Origin of the sequence: Thermocoleostomius sinensis A174 (genome assembly GCF_026802175.1) — a bacterium.
Taxonomy (GTDB): Bacteria; Cyanobacteriota; Cyanobacteriia; order Elainellales; family Elainellaceae; genus Thermocoleostomius; species Thermocoleostomius sinensis.
Map to the genome: position 1 here is coordinate 3,602,982 of NZ_CP113797.1, position 22,070 is coordinate 3,625,051.

Below are 22,070 nucleotides of genomic sequence, written 5' to 3' on the forward strand. Positions count from 1 at the left end.
AAGGCAACTACCTGCTAATCAGGGTTTGTGGATGACAATGCACCTGACGAGACGCACTGACCAATCGATTGCTGGTCTGCAATTTCGCATGATCATGAATATAGGTTCGTTGGCGATCGTCCAGGGAAGTTAATTTTCGTTGGCGATGCTGCCAGTCTTTCGTTATGGCACGATAATCTCGGAGCGTATTGCTCTCACACTCTACTTCCAGAAACTTTAGGAGATCTTGAAAGTACGCCTCATTACCCGCAAAAAATAGCTCATACTCGCAGACAAACAGCTTCATCGGGTTTTTGCTAAAAAATTTCCATGTCTTTGCTAAGGCGCTGTTCCAATGTTCCACAGCTTTTACATAATTATTGTTCTGCAACCATGAATCCTGTGGATTAGCAGCCCGAACATTATAAGACGCAGCGACTTGTTCAATATTACGCAACATAAAAATCCACTTAGTTTTTTTCATAGCGGCTTCCATTTGCTCGTAAACATTAAAGTAGAACGGATTCTTGTCACCCACTAATAGATCGCTTTGAGTCATAAACTTAGTCTCCATCTGCTGATAGAGCCGTGTCCAGTTACCTTGCGAAGGCAAAATGTTAGTTTCTTGCGGACAAAAGTTGAAAAAGTTTTCTGCTTCAAATAAGCTTGCATCGATGGTTTTGATGTTCCTATGAATTCGATACTTATATCGTTCCATGCCAATGGCGATCGTTGGATGGGTATTCAATAATGCCGTAATTGCCGTTGTTCCAGAACGTGGACAACCACAAATGAACAGATAGCGCTTATTCATCTTCTTGCTACTAAGATTATCAAGCGATTGGTTGCATGCTTCTAATATTCGTTTCTCGCAATAATCTGTTGTTTATAGCGTTATATCTTTACTAATGTCCAAATACCTGCTGCCTGCTCCAAGGTATCTGGAATGCTAGCGCGTATATCTTTTTCTGCTTGTTGTACCAATGATGGAAATTGCAATCGAATTTCATCATCTGATAGCTTTTCGTTATTCTGTCTGAATTCAAAGCCGGCATCGCGCCAGTAACATCCTCGAATGATCATTACTTCTTGTCCTAGATCGGTAAAGATACAATTCAAGTCGTCTGCACTGTAACCATAGCGATAATGCTCAAATTTCCTCCAAACATAGTCCTGAAGTTTAGGATCTGCTTTGATGTGAAGTGGAGCAAACGGAACTAGCGCAAATACATATTTTTGGGAAGCCAGACACATGTGGTCGATCGCAAGAATATCATTTTGAATATGTTCTAAAACTTCTATGGAGGCAACCAAATCGTAGCGGTTTTTTGGAGTAGCCAAAACATCATAGCGACCAACGGTGACATTCGACAGTGACCATTGCTTGACGATTCGCTCAGCCATAGTTAAGCGAGTAGTGTCAAAATCAGTTAAATGAAATTGCACGTCTGGAAACTCTAGTGCCAAGGCTAACTCTGCTAATCCTAGTCCACAGCCGATGCTGAGAAATGTTTCAACATCTTTGGTTAACAAAAAGGCTTGACGCTGATGCAAGTAACGAAGATAGGCCCATTTACGCCGTAACATCAGCCGGAGCTTTATCTCTGCTAATTTCTCTTCTAATTGAGCAGTATTAGCGGCATTGTTTAAGGGACAAGTTATCTCAGTGTTGCTGGGTACAGAGATAGTTGATAAAGGTAGAGCCGTTTGAGTGCTTTCCACATAAGTAGCCCCCACTGGGCTTGGTTCGCTATTTGTGAGCACCGCATGAAATAACGCAAGAATACTCAAGGCTGCTCGTTGTTTGGAATAGTTTGCTGCGGTCTCAATGCCATTTAATCGCAAGCGCTGTAATTCTTGGCGATCGGTTTGCACTAGTTCCAGTAGACAAGCAAGACACTGCTCATCGGAAGTTGTATCAATCACGAATGCGTTTTCACGATCGATCGCAAATTCATTCGTTCCGCCTCGCTGTGGAACTACTGGAACACAACCACAAGCCATGGCTTCCAGGGCCGTCCGTCCAAATGCTTGATAATCCGATAGGTCTAGAAAAATATCTGCCTGTTGTAGCACTGCGGCAACTTGGGGACGATTCAATATCCCTAGCACTGTTGCAGTGTTGGGAACTGGCATTCCATGCGCTTCAATTTCATCTGGTGTCGCTCCAAACAGAGTAAATTTTACTTGCGTTGAAACCATTTGGGCCAGCGTCTGAATAATGCGTAATGTACGGTGAGGCGCACGCCTTGGTGTTGAAAACCGTACCATCGCTGCAATATGAAGAATACGTTGCGATTGACTCACTGGTGTAGGGTTTGGATAGTAAACATGATGATCTAAACTTGGTTCTACTTTGTGAACATTGACATCGTGATTTTGATTCACTACCTGGCAAAGCCAGTGAGTTTTAGCAAACAAAATTGCATCAGCTATACGTCCATAGGAGCGCCATGCTTCTTGCCATTCAACCGTGCTTTGATCGAAGAAAAGTGGTTCATAATCTTGAATATAGTAAGCAGGAACAAGGGTAGGATTTCTGATAATTAATTGTTCTAGGAGCTTCACGCTGCTATAAATTGTGGCACAAACAACTAGAAATTGATCTGCAAGCTGCTGTAGCTCTGAAAGCGTTTGATAGCTAATGACAATTTCCGCTGCATCTGCAATGTCTGGGTAATGCTGCAAAAATCTGGAGTAATTCACCTGATCAACTGCAATTCTTGCATGAAGACCAGTGCGATGTAGTTCTAAACACTCTTGCATAATAGAATGCGCACCACCACTGCCACCTTTAACTGGAAGAAGAAAAAGAATGCTAATTTGATGTTTTTTGAGATTAGACCGATCGCCCCTAGGATGAGTAGAAAACTCAGTAACTGTCGGATAAGAATTACTTTGATCTCTCTTCAAAGTAGGATAAGACAAAATATTACATCGCGATTGTAATTCTTCAATGCGATAGTAAGCATTGGCAAAACTAGGGTTTAGCTCGATTGTTTGGGCATAGGCATTGATTGCTTCTTGCCAATTTCCTTGTTTTCTAAATATTTCTCCTAAGCGATATGAATATTGATAAGTTCTTGGATTGAGTTGCAATGCCTGTTGATAAGCTGCAATAGCTTCTTGGTAGCAATGTTGCAGTTCCAGTGCTTCGCCCAAGCGATAATATGCGGTTGGAAAACTAGGCTTCAATTGAATGGCTAGTTTGTAGCAAGCGACGGCTTCCTCTAAGCGATGTTGCTTTACCAAAGTATTACCAAGGTTGTGATGAAACCTAGCTGCATCGGGAGCTAGTTCGATCGCACGCTGATAAGCAAGGACAGCTTCCTCTAAGCGATTGGCTTGCTGTAAGACGTTTCCTTGCTTAAAGAAATAATTTGCAGATTCAACGACCTGATTTGTGAACAAAGATACCATATAGCTGCTACTTAATAGTACTTTGAAAGCTTTAGGCGAAGAGAGTTCAAGCTTCGATTGTGTTGCATTGCTTTGGTTAGAGCGCTGATATTGACATGCTCATACTTTTGCTTAAGTGCGATCGCACCCTGTTGACACAAAATTCGTCGCCGTTCTACTCCAAAGCTTTTAGACTTGGCATGATAGACATAAGCTTGATCTGCAATTGCTAACTTAAATCCTGCTGCTTGGGCCCGCAATGAGAAATCGTTTTCCTCTCCATAGCCCTCGGGAAAATGCAGGTCATCCAACAGTCCGATCGCTGCAATTACCTTACGTTTAATCAAATAGCAAAAGCCGTTGATAAAACTAACCTGCGGAAACGATCGGTCAGAGAGTACCTCAATCAATTGACTCCATTCGTCTAGGGAATAACCCAATGGCAATGTATTATTCTTCCAAGCACCATTACTATCTTGAAGCTCTGGAACTGATTGCCAACTGGCACAATTCGATAACGGCCCAACAATTCCGATTGCTTCATCAGAGTTTGCACAATCAAGTAACTTGTTAATCCAACCGGGAGTCACGATCGTGTCACTGTTGAGTAACACGACATAGTCACCTTGACTTGCAGATAAGCCAATATTGGCTGCCTTTGTGTATCCCAAGGCGGTCGGATTGCGAAAGAGTTGCGATCGCGGATGTTGCTTCACCCAAGTTGCTAGAAACTGCTCCGTCTCTAGACTAGAGCCATCATCCACGATAATCACTTGATGGTTGACGGTGTTATGCCGCAAAACGGACGCCAGACATCGTTTCACATCCTCCAAGGCATTGTGAACACAAATCACCACATCTACAGAATAGAGTTGCTCGGGGTTTCCCAATCTACCAGAACCTTGATTGGATGGGGTCTCCTCTCCCACAACTAGTTGCTCGATTGTCAAAGTTCGAGCAGGGGAATTTGCATAAAAATCCACAAATTCAGCTTGAGATTGTATCGCTTTGTCCTCAAAACCGTGTAAATCGATCGTGGATTGAGATAGCGCTGAATCTAATTTTTGAATAATTTCTGCATCGTTGGGTGTTAACTGTTGTGCCATCTGATAAAACACGATCGCACCCTCTAGCCGACCATTTCGCACCAATGCATCGGCAAGTTGCACATAGAGATCGGCGCAATTAGGCTGAATTTCGATGACCTTGTGATAGTTCGATAAATCCTCTGGCTGCTGCTGAATAGCCTGTTGGAAATACTCAAACGCCATAGCCGTATCTGCCTTAGCGCGTTGCCAGAGGGCGTTGCCCAACTTTTGTGGAAGCTCAGCAATTGTGGGTTGAAGTTGCGCTGCTCGACGATAAGCTGTGATCGCCTCATCCCAGTCCTGTAGAGAAGTCAGCGCTTCTGCTAAGTTATAGTGTGACCCATGAAAGTCAGGATTGAGGACGATCGCCTGTCGGTAGGCGGCCGCGGCCGATTGCCACTGTTGTAAGCGAAATAACGCATCTCCTAAATTGTGATGAGACCAAGAACAGTTAGGATTGAGAGCAATTGCTCGTTGAAACGCGAATGTTGCTTGTTGCCAATCCTGCTGTTGATTCCATAAATCTCCGAGCTTGTGATGAATTTGCCAATCATCTGGTTGTAAGTTAGACAGAGTTTGGTAGCAAGCGATCGCCTCCTGCCAACGTCCTTGCTGCTCTAACCAGAGCGCCAAAGTGAGGTAGTAGCTTGGCTGCGGATCAAGGGCAACAACTTGACGATAAACCGCAATAGCCAGCCGTCCCTGTTGCAGTTCTGCTAAGGCTTGTCCTAGTCCTACTAGATAGCTAACATTATTGGGTTCAGATTGAATCGCACGGCGATAATGAGTGATTGCCTGCTGCCACTGTCCTCGTTGAGCCAATAGGTCTGCCAACGCAACCTGAGCCACCGCACAAGTATCATCTCGCTGTAGGACCTGTTGATAGCAAGCAATTGCCGTTTCCTTGCCCTGCGATCGCAGCGTCTGACACAGCACTAGATGTTCTTCCAAACTTGCCCAACTTGGTTCCAGCGTAATTGCCCGAAAAAAGGCATCTGCTGCTGGTTCAGGCTGTTCCAAGCGCTCCCACACGCGCCCCAAGTTCCAGTGAGCACTGGCTAGGTTTGGGTCGAGAGCAATCGCCTGCTCATAGCAAGACAGGGCCACTTGCCACTGTTGTTGCTGAGCGTACAAGCTGCCCAAATTGATATGATCAGCGGCCGACTCTGACTCTAATTCCACAACCCGTTGATAGTAGCGAATGGCAGTATCCAAATCCTCCTTGGCGTAAAAAGCATTGGCAAGGCAGCGATACGTTTGAGCTATTTCAGGTTCAAGTTGCTTCAAAGCCTCAGTGCTGACTGCGATCGCTTGATCCCATTGCTCTTGGTGTAAATACGCTTCTACGTCTTCCAAGAACGCAGCTGTTACAACAGGAGCGAAATCAGTTGTTACGGTTAAGGAACCACCATCAGTTTCGCCAGTGACATAAGGGAGATCAAACGAAACTGAATTGCTAAACGCCTTGACCAACATTGGAGATAGTTGCATGGCTTGGTGATAACAGACGATCGCTTCTGCAATACGGTTTCGCTGAAGCAGCCAATTGCCAAAGTTGAGATGTTCTTCCGCCGGAATCTTTTCTGGTTCTAGCAGTAACGCTCGATGCCAACATTCTGTTGCTTTAGTTGCCTGATTCAAAGCTGCCCAAACCTTGGCGAGATTGCGATAGGCTCCAGCAAAGTTAGGATTCAACTCGATCGCCTGTTGATAGTGGTCTGCCGCTGTTTGCCACTGTTGTTGCTGAGCATACAAACTGCCTAAGTTAGCGTACCCGTCAGCAGAACTAGGAGCTAGCTCGATTGCCGCCATGTATGCAGACCGCGCCTCCGATAGTCGATACAACTGCTGAAGGGCGTTGCCCAATAGATTATAAGCTGGAGCCGTGGCTTGAAGATTCAATACCGCCTGACAACAAGCGATCGTTTCGTGCCACTGTCGTTGCTCATACGCATATTTAGCTTGAATCCAATGATCTTCTACCAACTGCTCTCTATGTGATGGACTGGAAGCACTGACTGATTTTTTTAATTCGGATATTTGTTCTCTACTTGAATTACTTAATTTATCGCTATTCAATGTAGAAAAACAATTAGAAGAATTCGCTTGTTGATGCGTGAGTTCAATTGCTTGACGGTAATAGATCGCTGCTTCTGCTGAGTTACCTGCCTGATTCAAAGCATCTGCCAGATAGGAATATGGGTCAATCCAAGTTGGATCAGCCGCTACTGCCGCTCGATAGTGGTCAATTGCTGCATTGAATTGACGATGTTGAAAACAGTCATGCCCCAACTGAAGCTGAGTTTTTGCCGTAGTTCGGGAAGCAACAGACGTAGCCATCGCTTCATCTTGTAGTTGCCCATCATGATCAGATTCGGCTACAGCTAGCTGATTCGGATCATTCGATTGATTAGGTGTTCTGCTGAGATACAGCTTGAGGTGTTTCAGCATAATCATTAGTTTGAATAGAAGGGAAATGCTCTATGGAACAGAGTGCAAACTTTTTTGAATCAGTATTTGACGATTTTGATAGAGAATTTTAGCTTCGGTAGCAATTAGAATGAGAACCCGATCGATTGTTGCTTTGAAATGTTGATTGTGTTGATCAATCCCATCCCTTACATTCTCTGGATTGCCTGAATCATCGATTAGATAGCCTTGACAGTACTCATCTACGAGCAAAATTCCGTTGGGCTTCAACGCTTGCCAACAAAGAGCAAGGCGCTGTTGTAAAGTCGCTAAATCATCGCTACCCACATGAATTAGGTCATAGGTGGCAGGAGGTAGCGTTGCTAGGTGGGTGAGGGGATTTCCTGATCGTTTGGTCACTTTGGTGCGCTCATCCGATCGATCGATGTTGAGATCAAAGCGTGCTTGAAACGTCCAATCTAAACAAACTATTCGGCTATCGTGACTAGTTAAAATATGATCGAGCAACCAACAAGTAGACCGTCCTTCCCAACACCCTAGTTCCAACGCTTGTAATCCGTGTTGATGGGCAAGATGACCCAAGTGTTCTTGCCAAATGGGAATGCGGTGGCTGAACCAGTCCCATGTAAATTCGTAATGCTTTTCGGAAACGTGCCGCCATCGTTGCAACAAATTAGCTCGGTCGCTGAGCGCGATTGCCTCATCCAAGTCTCCACACTCGGTCAACAGATTACTAAGCTGGCTGTACAGTTTGATCTGATGCGGATTTTCTGTCAATTGCTGCCGACGAGTGGCGATCGTCTTCTCTAGTTGCTTGCGTTTAGCAAAGGCGCGTTTTAGATTGGTGGCGGCGATTTCGTTTTCTGGCTGATGCCATACTGCTAAACGGTAAAACAAGATGGCTCCATTAAACTGCCGTTGTTTCAATAAGCGATCCCCAACATGCAGATAGAAAGTCAGCCCGTGCTCAGAACTTAAAGGACTCTGACGATAGTGAGCGATCAATTTGTGTAGCCCTCTCGGCTGCCGCGATTGCTGTTGAATGGCATGACCCAGCAGCCTGTAGATATCTGAGCAATTGGGTTGTTGCCGAATCACGTGTAGCGCCGTTGAAATGACCTCCATCCATTGCTGTTGCTCGAACAACGCACGGGTTAGATAGTAATAGGGTTCAGGTTGAGTAGGAGCACGATCGATGGCATGGCGAAATGCGGCGGTCGCCTGCGCATACTGCCGTTGGTTCAGCAAGGCAAATCCCAGATGGAAATACGCTTTAAAGTCCGCTGGCTGCAATTCAATCAGGCGACGATAAATCACCAAGCTCTCGTTCCACAGTTCCTGACATAACAGCAATTGCCCCAAGGCATAATGGGCTGCCACCGATTCAGGAGCTAGTTCAATTGCTTGCCGATACCAAGTCAGCGCCTCTTGCCACTGGTTTTGCTGCTCCAAAGCTTGCCCTAGTCCTAAATAGGCTTCAATCCGATCAGGCTCTAGTTCCAGCACACGGTGATAGGATGCGATCGCCGCCTCGTAGTTTTTCTGATTGCTAAAGATTACCGCTAGATTGTAGTGCGCAGGCGCAAAGCTAGCCTCTAAGTTGAGGGCCCGATGGTAAGCGGCTATGGCGGCTTCGATTTGATGGTTTGCCATCAAATCATTACCCAAACTGAAATGGCTTTGGCAGGTAGCCCAACGAGGAGATTGCTTGAGTGCTCGATGACGGTACTCTAACGCTTCAACAGGTTGATTTAGCAAGGCATAGATATTTGCCAGATTCCAACAGGTTTCTGCGTGAGTTGGCTGTAGTTTCAGCGTTTGACGATAGGCGGCGATCGCTTCATCCCAACGCTGTTGTTGGGCATACAGTGTACCCAGTCCTGAAAATAATTCCGCTCGATTGCCGCTTGTTTGTGTCGCACGGGCATGCCAATCTACAGATTCATCAAATCGTCCCAGTGCTTGCAAAATATTGCCCAAGGTTTGGCAAGCGCTAACGACCCCTTGCCCTGTCCAAAGCGCGTGATCAAAATCGGCAATGGCTTGATCTAGGTAACCTAACATTGGTAAGGAGCCAATCTAATAGAACACTTCAAAGTTTGCAGCCGTAATTTTCAGATTCTTGTCTAGCTGCATCAGAATAATCGTTGGGCCTTTCTCAGGATTGAAGTAAAGCAAACCCGATCGACGTTCATAGATAATTTTTGCATCGATATCATTCCTTATCTTTCGTACCGACTTGAAGTGTTCATCCTTGAGTTCACCTAAATTGACTTGTCCTTTTAGCAATCGACGATCTAATTCAATTGTGTCTTCTTGTGGATTGAAGTCCGTAATCACATCCACTCGTTTTCGCTTCTTGCTGCCTGTTGAACCTTTCTCAAACCGAAAACTATCCTTGCCAAGTCCACCTGTTAGTAAATCCTTGCCTGGGCCACCTTGCAGGCGATCGTCACCCTCCCCGCCAACTAAAACATCTCGCCCTGGTCCACCAATCAACACGTCATTGCCCGGACCGCCATCCAAATAGTCATCTCTTGAACCACCCACTAGCAAGTCGGTGCCGTTTCCACCTTGAAGCGTATCATTGCCATCGCCCCCCTGAAGAAAATCATTGCCATCTTCTCCTTGCAGCACGTCATTCCCAGTTCCACCGTCCAAGATGTCATCACCACTGCCGCCTTGCCCCACATCGTTGCCCCCGTCACCAGAAATGACGTCTGGCCCAGCAGCGCCAATTAACGTATCATTGCCATCACCCCCAGCCAAGGTAAAGATGGTTGTATTGTTCGGATCAATTGCGGCGATGTAGTCATCAACTGGGCTGCCAATTGCGGCGATCGTTCCTGCGGGCGTTGTGGGTGGGCGGCGTAGCACCACAGGTTGTTCACTAATTACTCGCAATCCATAGTCTGGATATAAACCACTACCAGGCGGGTCTCCCGACCCAGGTAATACGATAATTTCTGACATTGATCGTTCGATTCAGCAATATTCTAAAGTCCAAAGTCAGCTAAAATGACGCCTCCAAGCTGGGGCATCACAACCGAGGTTGGTGGTGCATCACAGCTTAAGGCGCTTGACATTCGGTTCATTCAAACCATAGAAGCGATCGTTCAACCTCCCGGTATCCTGTTGCTTTGTCGCCCGTGCAAACCCAAGGTTCTATCTTTTTGCGTTTACGAAGCAAAATTTTTGCTTCGAAGAATTATGCTGTGTGCCTTGTCCTTTTCAGAGTTCCCACTGGGAAGCAAAAAGTTACATCTCCTGAAAATTACTTGATCTGCCCCTTGATTGGGATGACATCCAACGGACTCTTCATACGATCTGTAATCTATCCCAACAAAACGTGCATTCCACTGTTGCCGATTTGCTCCTCATCCTTCCCTGCTTCTACGAAAAGCCATTAAAAATGAGGGCTAGGGTCATAACCGCAGAATGCATTTGTAATCAACGGACCGTCCTAAACCTATCGTTTTCGCTAGCTTCCCCTGCCGATAGAACTCAATTCACTTGTTCGGCAAGGGGTGGTGTTGGGCGATGGTTCGCCGTTGGTGATTGTGGTTCTGCTTTAGTGGTGTCGATCGCCAACAATGACTTGCCAGAATATTGAAAGATTGCCGGAACGGCCAGCTTTGGATCAACCTGAGCAACTTGCAACGAATGCACCAGTTGAGACAGTGCTTGCTCTAATACGGAACCCGCATCCATCACCACCCAGCCTTCTGGAGTTTGTTTGCGAAACTCGAAGTGCAAATGCGGTCCGGTTGATAGCCCCGTGCTGCCAACTCGACCAATCACTTCTCCTTGTTTTACCTCTTCACCAGGTTTGACAAACAACTCCGAGAGATGAGCATAGAGTGTTTGTTCCGTTCCTTTGTTATGTTGCAGCACCACCGTTAAACCATAGCCGCCCACAAAATCTGCAATTTCCACCTTACCGCTAAACGCTGCCAAAACTGGAGTGCCTTGCGGTGCACCCAGATCGGTTCCGGAGTGAAAGCGCATTTGATTCATCACTGGATGTACACGCCAACCAAAGGCAGAGGTAATAGCAGCGGGAATCGAGAGGGGGAAGAGCAAACTGACGTTGTTATTACTGAGGCGGGCAGGAGGACGAACTGTGAGGTTGTAGAAGTCCCGAGCAGATGCTGTTTTAGGCTCAAGGTTATAAACTGTCGGAGCAGAAGTGTTATAGGAACCTCCCCCTGTTATCCAACTATCACCAGCCGTGGTTGGAGCAACAGGACAGAGGGTAGACGGTACACTTTGTCCAGGGGCTAGCACCGTCTGACAACCCGTAGAGCGTTCAGACACGACAATATCAGGTTTCTGAGTAGCCCCAAGACTGTAGGGAGTGGGGTCAATGTAAGCGCCATTGCCATAGGTTCCATGGTCAATCGCCGGAGTTCCTGAGTCAAATGCTTCGGCGGCTTCTTCAGCAAGGTTGGGAGCGACGAGGACATCAATACTACTAGCTGGGGGGGCATCAAACGAACTAGGCGCTGATGCAGGCGGAAAAGTATCTGTTTCAGGGGAATGGAGGCTAGCTTCCGGTTCGATCGGTGTAATAGTAGCTGGCTCAATGATGGTTGGTTCAATCGGCTCGCTCGAATCTGTGACACCAGGAACCTGCGAAGGCGATGAAGACTGTAGATCCGGTCCAAGCAACTCTTCAGCATTGGGAACTAAAGAGGGTGAAACCGTTTGAGCAAGGCTGATATTAGCGCTGAGCAAGCTGAGGCTGCCGAACCAGCCTAATCCACCAGAGATTAACGCTGCCCGTGCCAAAGATCGCCGCACGGAGATTGAGTTACAGTTCTGATTCATCGCGCTTTGTCAGGTCGTAATGGGCTTACTTACAACTTGAAAGTAGGTTGAAGTGGAGAGGTCTACCATTTGGTAGATACAAATCCCCTAGCCATCATAGTCCAGATCGTTAAAGACTGTGTAGAGTAGATAAGCAATCAGCCAGTTTTAGAGCCAAACTACGACGTTAGAAGCAAATTTTGCAGAAAATAGCCAATCTAATGGTGGAGCGATGTGACGGGATCAAGTAGGAAGCCAATCGATTGAGCGGTCTATGATGATGATCAATCTACAAAACAGTAAAGTTTCAATAAACTTTATTTAAAGATTGGCAATCCATTACTTCAAACTTATACGATTTTCCGGCTGAAGTTGGCGTTGATCGAACGAATTAACTTAATAGATCGTTTCAAATAAAAGGAGGTTTTACACATTGCTTTTAAGCATTCTCTGTGGTTAGGATTAGGGCTTTATAGTCAACTTGCTTTGAGGCAATCTGCGAAAGTGCGAATCGGCCGATCGAATCCTATTTACTACTTGGTTTAGCTGTTGCCTCTGGCGGCGTTTGAGATTTAGGTTCAAGGTGTACCTAATAGATCAGGTCAATCGATAGATAGAATGATGCTTCAGCCCAGTGCTTCGCTGAGCTTGTATCCCGGTTAAACAGACTTCGTTTGTTTTCTAGTCCTGTTTTGGCGCAATGGCAGATATTTCATCTCCTTCTCAAGCAGAACTTTCCAGTCGGCGACGGCAGTTGCAGCGGCAGCGGCGTTGGCGCATGTTGCAAACAACGTGGCAAGTTCTGATGGTTAGCGCGCTAGCCGGAGGCTTACTCTGGTCATTGTCTCGCTCCGATTGGATGATCCGATCGCCACAGCAAATTAAAATTGAAGGCAATCAGTTTCTTTCCTCAGAAACCATTCGAGCGGTTTTGCCCATTCGTTACCCTCAGTCGCTGCTCAGCATTCAGCCCCAAGCGATTGTGCATCAGCTAGAAACTGAAGCTCCGATTGCAGAGGCGATCGTGACTCGTCGGTTGTTTCCGCCTAGCCTCACAATTCAAATTCAGGAACGATATCCGGTGGCTATTGCCTATTTAACCCATTCTGGGGATACAGCCTCAACCGCCAAAGGAGGACAAACTCCTAAATTGGCCCTGCTAGACGAAGAAGGGGCGTGGATTCCACACGAAATTTACCTTGCCTTGAATTCATCCCAGAGGTTACCAGACTTGAAGGTCATTGGAATGCGTGAGGAGTATCGATCGCAGTGGCCAGATCTCTATCAACAGGTAAGCCAAAGTCCCGTCAAAATTGCCGAAATTGATTGGCGCGATCCCAACAATTTAATTTTGTATACAGAATTTGGTGCGATCTATTTGGGTGCCTACAGTTCTCGACTGGAACATCAACTGCGGCGCTTAGACCAAATGCGACGTCTCCCCGAACAAGTTAATCCAGAGCAAGTTGATTATATCGATCTGCGTAATCCAGATATGCCATTAATTGAGATGAAAAACTCTGAAAATTGACCGACTGACCGTTGAAAAACATGACTGAATTCTTCCAATTGCTCAAGAAACCTATTAAATCTATCAAGAGAAGTAGAAAAAATTATGTAATTTGAAGTAAAAACAAATCATTTAGGATTTCAATTTATAAAATTGCCATCCTGCTTGACATAGGTACTTGAAATCGGTCTTCTTATTTTTTATAAAAATTAATTGTTGTCTCCCCGTTTCAAGCACTTATCTTAGTGGATGTTGCAATCGATTAGAGATTTGCCCGATCGATTGGTTTTTCAATCAACTTAGCCTATAGTTGACTAGAGTCGCCCAGCCTTAACCAGCCTTAAAAAGTCTTTGTATCAGTAGTTTCTAAACTCCGATGACACTTAATAGTAGATTAGTATCTACCCACACAAACTCTCCGGATGGAGATCAGGATCTTTTTTCGACAATGAACAGCACAAATCCTTTCACAAATTCTGGCATACACTTGGGTCAGCCTCGCGATCTGAAAGGGGCCGTGGCAGAGGACACCAGGAGTGATGAGATTGTGCCAAGCAATGTAGCAAAAATTAAAGTCATTGGAGTGGGTGGCGGTGGCTGTAATGCCGTGAATCGGATGATTGCCAGCGATCTAACCGGGGTAGAGTTTTGGTCGATCAACACCGATGCTCAAGCGCTTACCCACGCTTCAGCCCTAAACCGCCTACAGATTGGGCAAAAGTTAACCCGGGGTTTGGGGGCGGGTGGTAATCCTGCGATCGGACAAAAGGCAGCGGAAGAATCGCGCGATGAGATTGCGGCATCGTTGGATCAGTGCGATTTGGTTTTCATCACAGCCGGCATGGGTGGTGGTACGGGTACCGGGGCGGCTCCGATTGTAGCAGAAGTTGCTAAAGAGGTCGGCGCGTTGACTGTTGGCGTGGTGACTCGTCCGTTTACGTTTGAAGGTAAGCGTCGGACAAGTCAGGCTGATGAGGGCATTGCCGCTCTGCAAAGCCGAGTCGATACCCTAATTATTATTCCTAACGACAAGCTGCTATCGGTGATTTCGGAACAAACCCCTGTACAAGAAGCGTTCCGAGTGGCTGACGACATTCTGCGCCAAGGAGTTCAAGGCATTTCGGACATTATTACGATCCCCGGTTTGGTCAATGTGGACTTTGCCGATGTGCGGGCCGTGATGGCAGATGCTGGGTCGGCGCTGATGGGGATTGGGATTGGTTCGGGCAAGTCCAGAGCCAGAGAGGCTGCGATGTCTGCAATCTCTTCACCGCTGTTGGAATCCTCGATTGATGGAGCCAAAGGTGTTGTCTTTAATATCACTGGCGGCTATGACTTGACACTGCACGAAGTCAATTCGGCGGCTGAAATTATTTACGAAGCGGTTGATCCCAACGCCAATATCATCTTTGGGGCGGTGTTGGACGATCGCCTCCAAGGAGAAATTCGAATTACGGTGATCGCCACTGGGTTCTCTTCTCAGCCAGAGCCACCCGTGGCCCAAACCACCACGACACGGGTCTCGCCATTGAAGCGAACCCCCACCGTCCCCCCGCCACCGCCGACTTCTCAACCGCCAGTCTCACCTGCGTCTGAGCCGCGATCGAAACCCAATTTAGATATTCCCGAATTTCTCCAACGCCGCCGCCCACCTCGTTAAATTAGGGTTTATCAACTCAGGTGATGTAGTACTTGGGTTGTTCTATGTTGAGAATCGTTATCTGGATGCAGCGATTGTAGGCTTAAGAAGTGGATAGGGAACACTGCTAGGTAGGCTGCTCCCTACATCCACCTCTTGTCATGACTATTCAGAAATATTCTGTGAACCAGCACCCGATCCAAACGCTACTGGCTTGGGTTCGATCGAGCAAGATTGCGATTCCTGAAATTCAACGCCCGTTTGTCTGGAATGCCACCAACGTTCGAGATTTGATTGATTCTCTCTATCGACGGTCGAAGACTACACCGACTTCTTGCAAGAGCGGCGGAAGTTGATCGCTTATAAAATTCGAGATTACTACTTCCGTCTGTAGACGCTAGAGCGTCAATCAATCAATCAAGAGGTTAGCGCTGCCTTTGCCTGGTTTTGCAACAGCAAGCCATACTCCAGCCCTTCCACGACTGCTTGATAGGAGGCGTCGATGATGTTTCCAGAAACACCAACCGTTGTCCAGCGTTGATGTCCGTTGCTAGATTCCACCAACACTCGCGTTTTTGCCGAAGTTCCGGCGGCTCCATCCAAGATTCGCACTTTATAGTCTGTAAGATAAAATGCGGCAATTTCCGGGTAGAAGTTTATCAAAGCCTTGCGTAAAGCGGCATCCAGGGCAGCAACCGGGCCGTTGCCTTCGGCAGCTTCCAGGATGTCTTGACCATTGACGCCAATCTTGATCGTGGCCAGCGATCGCCCCCGCCATTCGTCCACGCCCCGAATTAGATCGCACGAGCCGCGAATCACATCACAGTAAATGTGAAACTCTTTGATTTCAAATAACGCCTGTCGTTGCCCCAGCGCTTGCCGCATCAGCAATTCAAAACTGGCTTCTGCCGCTTCAAACTGATAGCCTTCGTTTTCCAGCATTTTGAGATGGTGCAAAATTTGGCGACAGGTGGGGTCTTGCTTGTTCAACTCAATGCCGAAACTGCGGGCTTTGGCCAAAATGTTGCTCAGCCCTGCCTGATCGGAAATCACAATCCGACGACAATTGCCCACCTGCCCCGGACGAATGTGTTCGTAGGTTAATGGATTACGCTCTACCGCGCTGACGTGAATGCCGCCTTTATGTGCAAACGCCGACTGTCCCACAAACGGAGCATGATCGTTGGGGGCCAGATTCACGACTTCGCTGATCAGGCGACTGGTATCGGTTAATTTTGTCAGGCGATCGGCATCCAGGCAGTGGTAGCCCAGTTTTAGCTGAAGGTTAGGAATCAGCGTACAGAGATTAGCATTGCCGCAGCGTTCGCCATAGCCGTTGATTGTGCCCTGCACCATCCTAGCGCCTTCCATCACCGCTGCTAGTGCATTGGCAACGGCCGTCCCTGAATCGTCGTGGGTGTGAATGCCGATTTGGGGGTTAGGGGTTGGGGGTTGGGGGTTGCCAGCAACTGGGTTCTGCTTCCGAATTTCGGCTCTGTGTTCCACAAATTGCACCACATCCCGCACGATCGTACTCACTTCATGGGGCAAGGTGCCGCCGTTGGTATCGCACAGAACCAACCATTCCGCCCCTCCGTCGATTGCGGCTTGCAACGTGGACAGTGCGTAATCTGGATTACATTTGTAGCCATCAAACCAATGCTCGGCGTCATAAATCACCCGGCGCTGGTGGTGACGGAAAAAGGCGATCGTGTCGCGAATCATCGCTAAGTTTTCTTCCAGGCTGGTTTGCAATCCTTCGGTGACATGTAGATCCCAGGATTTACCAAATAAGGTGATCCAACGAGTTCCGGCCGTCAAAATCGCTTGTAGCATCGGATCAGCCTCAGCGGTTTTACCCGGTCGCCGCGTGGAGCAAAACGCCACAACTTCTGCATTCATCAGGGGTTCTTCCTGCAATTGCCAGAAGAACTGCACATCTTTAGGATTTGCGCCCGGCCAACCACCTTCAATGAAGGGAACGCCCAAGCGATCTAACTCGCGAGCAATGCGCAGTTTGTCGTCAATGGATAGCGATAGCCCTTCGCGCTGTGCTCCGTCTCGCAGGGTTGTGTCATAGACCCAAAGAAATTTTGAATGATTTAAGGCTTGAGTTTCTGTGAACTGGTCTGAAGTCATGGCAAAACAGTCATGGCAAAACAACGGTGGCGATACTAGCAACCCGATCGACCCTAGATCACACCCTAGCGAATTGGGATTCCCAAATGCATAAAGAAAGGTGAACTTCGGTGAATCCTTCGCGGTTTGTTGTGGTTGTCGAATGGTTAGGCGGACTGGTTTCTGGTGATGCCAGTCCCAAGTCGCTGACTATCGAAAGGTCGCCAGCGATGGTGTGTTTAGGCTTTTAGTTTGAGAGCATAAGTTTAGGTTGTGAAGCAAAACTGAGATAGAACCTCTGTCAATCGATAGAGACACTCCCGCGCTTCTCCCTCTATAGTTAGAGGAACTGTAGTTGGATAGCCTCTATCCCTAGCGAAATTACCGGATAAATCCACTAACTCTCGGCAACAAATGTCAGAATAGATTTACACCTAGAGTGTATCAGTTGGAATTTTGAACAGTTGTTGGGATGAGGAGCCGTGAGTGGATTATTGGGTTTTGCGATTGCAAGCGCCTTAATGGCTGTGATTGGTTCAACGTTGCGAGGCATTCTTCGTCCCATTAGCTGGGCGTTGTTGGCGATCGCGCTGGGGTTGCTTTTCTCAAATCAGCTTCGTACGGCAGCGGGGCAGGGAACAACAGGGGCTGTAGATGTGGCTCAGTCTCCCAATACTCCCAACACTCCCACTCCTACACCTGCTCCAGGTTCTCCCATACCATCGCCCGATCGTCCTATTGCCCAGGAAGGGTGGCAAGATGTAGCAGAGGCGCTAGCGCCAATTTTCTCAGATGCCATTGCCGACTCTGAAGTGCCATCCCCCCCGTCGCCTGACGATATTCTTTCTAGTCCTCAGCCTACGCCTGCGCCTACTCCCACTCCGGCTCCCACTCCCACTCCAGCCCCCACTGTTATCGTACCTGCCACTCCCACGCCCCCACTCTCGGCTGGCTCTTCTAGTACAGCGGCATCCCGACAAGTTGAGTCTGCCCCAGAACCAATCCAGGGATTTTGGTAAGCGTTCTCTGACTGCCGCATCTCATAGCCGCATTTCATAATTTCCTTGCATCGATCGCCCACAAACGATTTGCATCCGCGAAAACCTAAGCGATGATGGAAATGGTGGGTATGGAAGGGATGATTATGCCGGAGTGGTTGCTGATTGTTCTAGTAATTGCTGGAATTTTCTTGCTGGGAGTTTTCTTTGCAATTCTAGGGTTCTTTAAAAATCTAGCCCGGCTGTTATTTTTGGGGCTATTTGTATTTCTGTTGATTCTACTAACTAATCGGATTTTTCCTGCGATCGAATCCAGCCGTTTCCCAAATGGCACGCTATCGCCCGATGGAGGATTTCAATTACCGCGCGTCGATCCTGATTCAGAATTCTCAGAATCTTTACGAAATGCTGGGCGAGCGATTGATGAATTTATTTTTGGCTCTGGCTCAACTGAACCTGGAACCGCCCCCGCCCGTGACTTTGTTTATCCCATTCCAGCCCCACCATCGGCTCCCAGTACGGTCGCAGAGCAGCCCGTTCAACCGAGTCAACCTATCCGTCAACCTGTCAGCCAGCCCCCTCAGATTACCCAGCCTTCGACTCCTTCTACCCAAGTCTCCGATCAAACTCCTCTTCCCGCTTTGTGGTAAGTTGTAGCGTCTTTCCATGCATCAAACAAGGAATCAAACAAGCGATAGTCTCATTATTGGTGGCGGCGTGATCGGTCTGGCGATTGCCGTTGAGTTGAAACTGCAAGGAGCTAGGGTGACAGTCCTCAGCCGTGACTCTCAGCAAGCGGCCACCCAAGCGGCGGCTGGCATGTTGGCTCCCAGAGCCGAACAGCTTCCTCCAGGAGCGATGGCTGATTTGTGTCTCAAGAGTTTGTCGCTTTATCCCGACTGGATCAGCAAACTAGAAGATCTCAGTGGCGCATCAGCCCATTATTGGCCCTGTGGCATCATTGCCCCCGTTTATCGACTAGATAGCTCTGCGGAGTCCTCTCTTGTTTCGCCTTCATCCGGTCAGATTTGGCTCGATCGCCAGGCAATTCATCAAGCCCAACCAGGATTAAGCTCTGACGTAATCGGCGGTTGGTGGTTCCCCGAAGATGGACAAGTAGACAATCGCTCGCTCGCTCAGGTGTTGCGGCTAGCGGCTCAGCAACTTGGAGTAGAGATTCGCGAGGGCGTGACTGTGACCGCGATTCAACAGCAGCAAGGGCAAATTTCAGGTCTGAAAACCAGCGCGGGTGATTTTCAAGCAGGACACTACATTCTGGCAACTGGGGCATGGATGCAGGAATTGTTGCCTGTTCCGGTGCAACCCCGCAAAGGTCAGATGCTAGCGTTGCAGAGTTTGTCCCTAGAGCGATCGCACTTATCGCTACAGCGCGTGTTGTATGGCGAAGAGGTTTACATTGTGCCGCGCCGCGATGGGCGGATTGTGGTTGGGGCAACGGTGGAAGACGTGGGCTTTACTCCCCATAACACAGCCGTTGGCGTCCAAATGCTGCTCAATCAAGCTTTGCGGCTCTATCCGCCGCTGCAAACCCTACCGTTACAAGAATGCTGGTGGGGGTTTCGTCCTGCCACACCCGATGAACTGCCCATCTTGGGAGACAGCCATTGCCAAAACCTGACGTTTGCTACCGGACACTACCGCAATGGTATTCTATTGGCTCCTGTCACTGCTCAACTGATTGCCGATCGCGTTTGGAATCAGCAATGTAGCCCTCTCTTAGACGCCTTTACTTGGGAACGGTTTGTTCAGCCCGCTGCAACGGTGCAGTCTAGCCCTTCTGCGGCAACCCCTCCCACCCATACTCAACCTTCTTTCTCTGATTCAATCATGTTGCAATATTCCTCGGCTTCGATCGCCACCCTAGACCCCTCTGCCAATTCTCAGTTAACTCTTACCGATCCACAGCCCTTAGTGATTGCCGGACGCACGTTTCGATCGCGCCTGATGACGGGAACGGGCAAATACCGCAATTTTGATCAGATGCGCCAAAGCATTGTGGCGAGTGGCTGTGAGATTGTCACTGTAGCAGTGCGGCGTGTGCAGACCAATGCTCCGGGTCATGAAGGACTGGCGGAGGCGATCGACTGGGGCAAAATTTGGATGCTGCCCAACACGGCAGGCTGCAAGACGGCAGAGGAGGCTGTACGGGTAGCGCGACTGGGACGGGAAATGGCTAAACTGCTGGGACAGGAAGACAACAATTTTGTCAAGCTGGAGGTGATTCCCGATCCGAAGTATCTCTTACCCGATCCGATCGGCACGCTGGAGGCAGCAGAGCAACTGGTACAGGAAGGGTTTGCGGTTCTGCCCTACATTAATGCTGACCCGCTGTTGGCCAAGCGGCTGGAAGAAGCGGGCTGTGCTACGGTGATGCCGTTAGGATCTCCAATTGGTTCTGGGCAGGGCATCAAAAACACCGCCAATATTCAAATCATCATCGAAACCGCTCAGGTTCCTGTGGTCGTTGATGCAGGCATTGGTACACCCAGCGAGGCAGCTCAAGCAATGGAGCTAGGGGCAGATGCGTTGTTGATCAATACGGCGATCGCTCAGGCGGAAAACCCAGCCATTATGGCGCGGGCAATGGGCATGGCTACAGAAGCCGGACGCATGGCGTTTTTGGCAGGACGAATTCCCGTGAAAACCTACGCTAGCCCTAGTTCTCCTTTAACTGGGACAATCACAAACTAAGTTCAGCCTCCGATTGCGCTCCTTCTAATTCCCAACCCCTAAACGCTCATCTCTTGCTGCCGATCGCTCAACAGCTACACGGGGCAATCGATGCTTGAACCCGCAGAGAATTTCCCAGGAGATCGTCCCCAAGATCTCTGCCCAATCGTCCGCAGCAATTGCATCGTTGCCGTCCTGTCCCAACAAAGTAACAATTTCACCAGGCTGTAAATCAGGAATCTGGCTGACATCTAGCATCAATTGATCCATGGTAATTGCCCCAATTTGTGGCACTCGTTGCCCGCGGAGCAGGACGTTTATGCGATTCGAAAGATTGCGCGGAATGCCATCGGCATAGCCAATTCCTACCACTGCCACCAAAATTTCTCGATCGGCAATGTATTGATACCCATAGCTGACGCCAGTTCCGGGTTGAATCACTTTCACTTGCGTGACGCGGGCTTTTACTTGCATTACAGGCTTGAGGTCGATCGTGCCTTTTAAGTGAGGCGCAGGATACAATCCATAGGTAGCCAGTCCCACACGCACCAGATCGTAATGTAGCCTGGAATCAACCAGCGTGGCAGCAGAATTAGAGATGTGCAAGCGGGGGGGAGTCATGCCAAGGACATGCAGTTGGGCAATGGCCTGCTGAAAGCGATCGTGCTGTTGTCGCATGATGCTGGGATCAGGACTATCGGCCGTCGCAAAGTGGGAATAGATGCTGGCAATTTGCAGTTGCGGCAACCGCGTCACAAGTTGCACAAATTCGGTTGCCTGTTGCCACGGCATCCCTAAACGGGACATGCCTGTATCTAACTTGAGATGAACAGGTAATGTCCGTCGGTCGCCAGAAGCCGCTAATGTTTCCGCAAAAATCAGTGCTTGTTTGGGCGTGCAAAGGGTTGGTTGCAGTTGCCATCGCGCTACGGCTCGCACCTGTTCGAGGGTGTTGGTCGCTCCTAATAGCAAAATGGGCGCTTCAATGCCCGCCTTCCGCAGTTCAATGCCTTCTGGAATAGTGGCCACGCCTAGCCAAGTTGCCCCATGCTGTAAGACCGTCTGCGCCACCATCACAGCCCCGTGCCCATAGGCATCAGCCTTGACCACCGCCATCAATTCAGTAGAGGGAGCCAGAAGCTGCCGCAGTTGCTGCACATTGTGCGCCAGCGCTTGTAGATCAATCTCGACCCAAGCTCGATCGCGTTGCATGGTGGATAAATCGGGGGTCAAGTCCCAACTCAACATGACGATTCACTCCTCAATAACTCACACATTGAGGTAAGGATAAAGGATGAAAGCCGAGAGAGAAAGGTACAACGCGAATGGACTTTAGCAGAACAGCCTCGTTAGACTTCCTAATTGAGCAGAATTGTATAAAGTAGAAGAAAGCATCGAGAAAGTAATGG

Annotated in this window: 14 protein-coding genes; 6 read left to right on the forward strand and 8 right to left on the reverse strand. The window is 48.3% G+C overall.

Annotation, left to right across the window (positions count from 1 at the left end; genetic code table 11):
* Window positions 1–7 precede the first annotated feature (7 nt).
* The 6 genes from OXH18_RS15575 to OXH18_RS15600 all read right to left on the reverse strand — a co-directional run bounded on the left by OXH18_RS15575 (window position 8) and on the right by OXH18_RS15600 (window position 11,699).
* Window positions 8–793, reverse strand: a complete 786-nt coding sequence (locus OXH18_RS15575) for a sulfotransferase (RefSeq protein ID WP_268608019.1) — start codon at window positions 791–793, stop codon at window positions 8–10.
* An 80-nt stretch (window positions 794–873) separates the two neighbouring features.
* Window positions 874–3,399: a tetratricopeptide repeat protein gene (locus OXH18_RS15580; RefSeq protein ID WP_268608020.1), complete on the reverse strand. Its 2,526-nt coding sequence runs from the start codon at window positions 3,397–3,399 to the stop codon at window positions 874–876.
* A gap of 11 nt (window positions 3,400–3,410) precedes the next feature.
* Window positions 3,411–6,917 (reverse strand): tetratricopeptide repeat protein, encoded by a 3,507-nt coding sequence (locus tag OXH18_RS15585; protein WP_268608022.1) that lies wholly within the window; start codon window positions 6,915–6,917, stop codon window positions 3,411–3,413.
* Window positions 6,918–6,947: 30 nt separating this feature from the next.
* A complete protein-coding gene (locus tag OXH18_RS15590) occupies window positions 6,948–8,960 on the reverse strand; it encodes a tetratricopeptide repeat protein (protein WP_268608023.1) in 2,013 nt (670 codons plus the stop codon).
* 15 nt (window positions 8,961–8,975) lie between these two features.
* Window positions 8,976–9,869 (reverse strand): calcium-binding protein, encoded by an 894-nt coding sequence (locus OXH18_RS15595; RefSeq protein WP_268608024.1) that lies wholly within the window; start codon window positions 9,867–9,869, stop codon window positions 8,976–8,978.
* Between the two features lie 531 nt (window positions 9,870–10,400).
* Complete coding sequence (locus OXH18_RS15600) at window positions 10,401–11,699, reverse strand: M23 family metallopeptidase (RefSeq protein WP_268608025.1); 1,299 nt, start codon at window positions 11,697–11,699, stop codon at window positions 10,401–10,403.
* 706 nt (window positions 11,700–12,405) lie between these two features.
* Between OXH18_RS15600 and OXH18_RS15605 the strand changes: the two genes are divergently transcribed.
* The 3 genes from OXH18_RS15605 to OXH18_RS15615 all read left to right on the forward strand — a co-directional run bounded on the left by OXH18_RS15605 (window position 12,406) and on the right by OXH18_RS15615 (window position 15,210).
* Window positions 12,406–13,236, forward strand: a complete 831-nt coding sequence (locus tag OXH18_RS15605; RefSeq protein ID WP_268608026.1) for a cell division protein FtsQ/DivIB — start codon at window positions 12,406–12,408, stop codon at window positions 13,234–13,236.
* Window positions 13,237–13,591: 355 nt separating this feature from the next.
* Window positions 13,592–14,875 carry a cell division protein FtsZ gene (gene ftsZ, locus OXH18_RS15610; protein ID WP_268608027.1) on the forward strand — a complete coding sequence of 428 codons (1,284 nt, stop codon included), beginning with the start codon at window positions 13,592–13,594 and terminating at the stop codon, window positions 14,873–14,875.
* 140 nt (window positions 14,876–15,015) lie between these two features.
* On the forward strand, window positions 15,016–15,210 hold the full coding sequence (locus OXH18_RS15615; RefSeq protein ID WP_268608028.1) for a DUF262 domain-containing protein: 195 nt from the start codon (window positions 15,016–15,018) through the stop codon (window positions 15,208–15,210).
* A 61-nt stretch (window positions 15,211–15,271) separates the two neighbouring features.
* Here the strand turns inward: OXH18_RS15615 and cimA are convergent, their stop codons facing one another.
* Window positions 15,272–16,993: a citramalate synthase gene (gene cimA, locus OXH18_RS15620; protein WP_268608030.1), complete on the reverse strand. Its 1,722-nt coding sequence runs from the start codon at window positions 16,991–16,993 to the stop codon at window positions 15,272–15,274.
* Between the two features lie 461 nt (window positions 16,994–17,454).
* On the opposite strand from cimA, the gene OXH18_RS15625 reads away from it, so the two are divergent.
* From OXH18_RS15625 to thiO, 3 genes are all read left to right on the forward strand, one after another.
* A complete protein-coding gene (locus OXH18_RS15625; protein ID WP_268608031.1) occupies window positions 17,455–17,991 on the forward strand; it encodes a hypothetical protein in 537 nt (178 codons plus the stop codon).
* 92 nt (window positions 17,992–18,083) lie between these two features.
* Window positions 18,084–18,620 carry a hypothetical protein gene (locus OXH18_RS15630; protein ID WP_268608032.1) on the forward strand — a complete coding sequence of 179 codons (537 nt, stop codon included), beginning with the start codon at window positions 18,084–18,086 and terminating at the stop codon, window positions 18,618–18,620.
* A 16-nt stretch (window positions 18,621–18,636) separates the two neighbouring features.
* On the forward strand, window positions 18,637–20,682 hold the full coding sequence (gene thiO / locus OXH18_RS25355) for a glycine oxidase ThiO (protein WP_315874595.1): 2,046 nt from the start codon (window positions 18,637–18,639) through the stop codon (window positions 20,680–20,682).
* 24 nt (window positions 20,683–20,706) lie between these two features.
* Here the strand turns inward: thiO and alr are convergent, their stop codons facing one another.
* A complete protein-coding gene (gene alr, locus OXH18_RS15645; RefSeq protein ID WP_268608033.1) occupies window positions 20,707–21,909 on the reverse strand; it encodes an alanine racemase in 1,203 nt (400 codons plus the stop codon).
* Window positions 21,910–22,070: the final 161 nt, after the last annotated feature.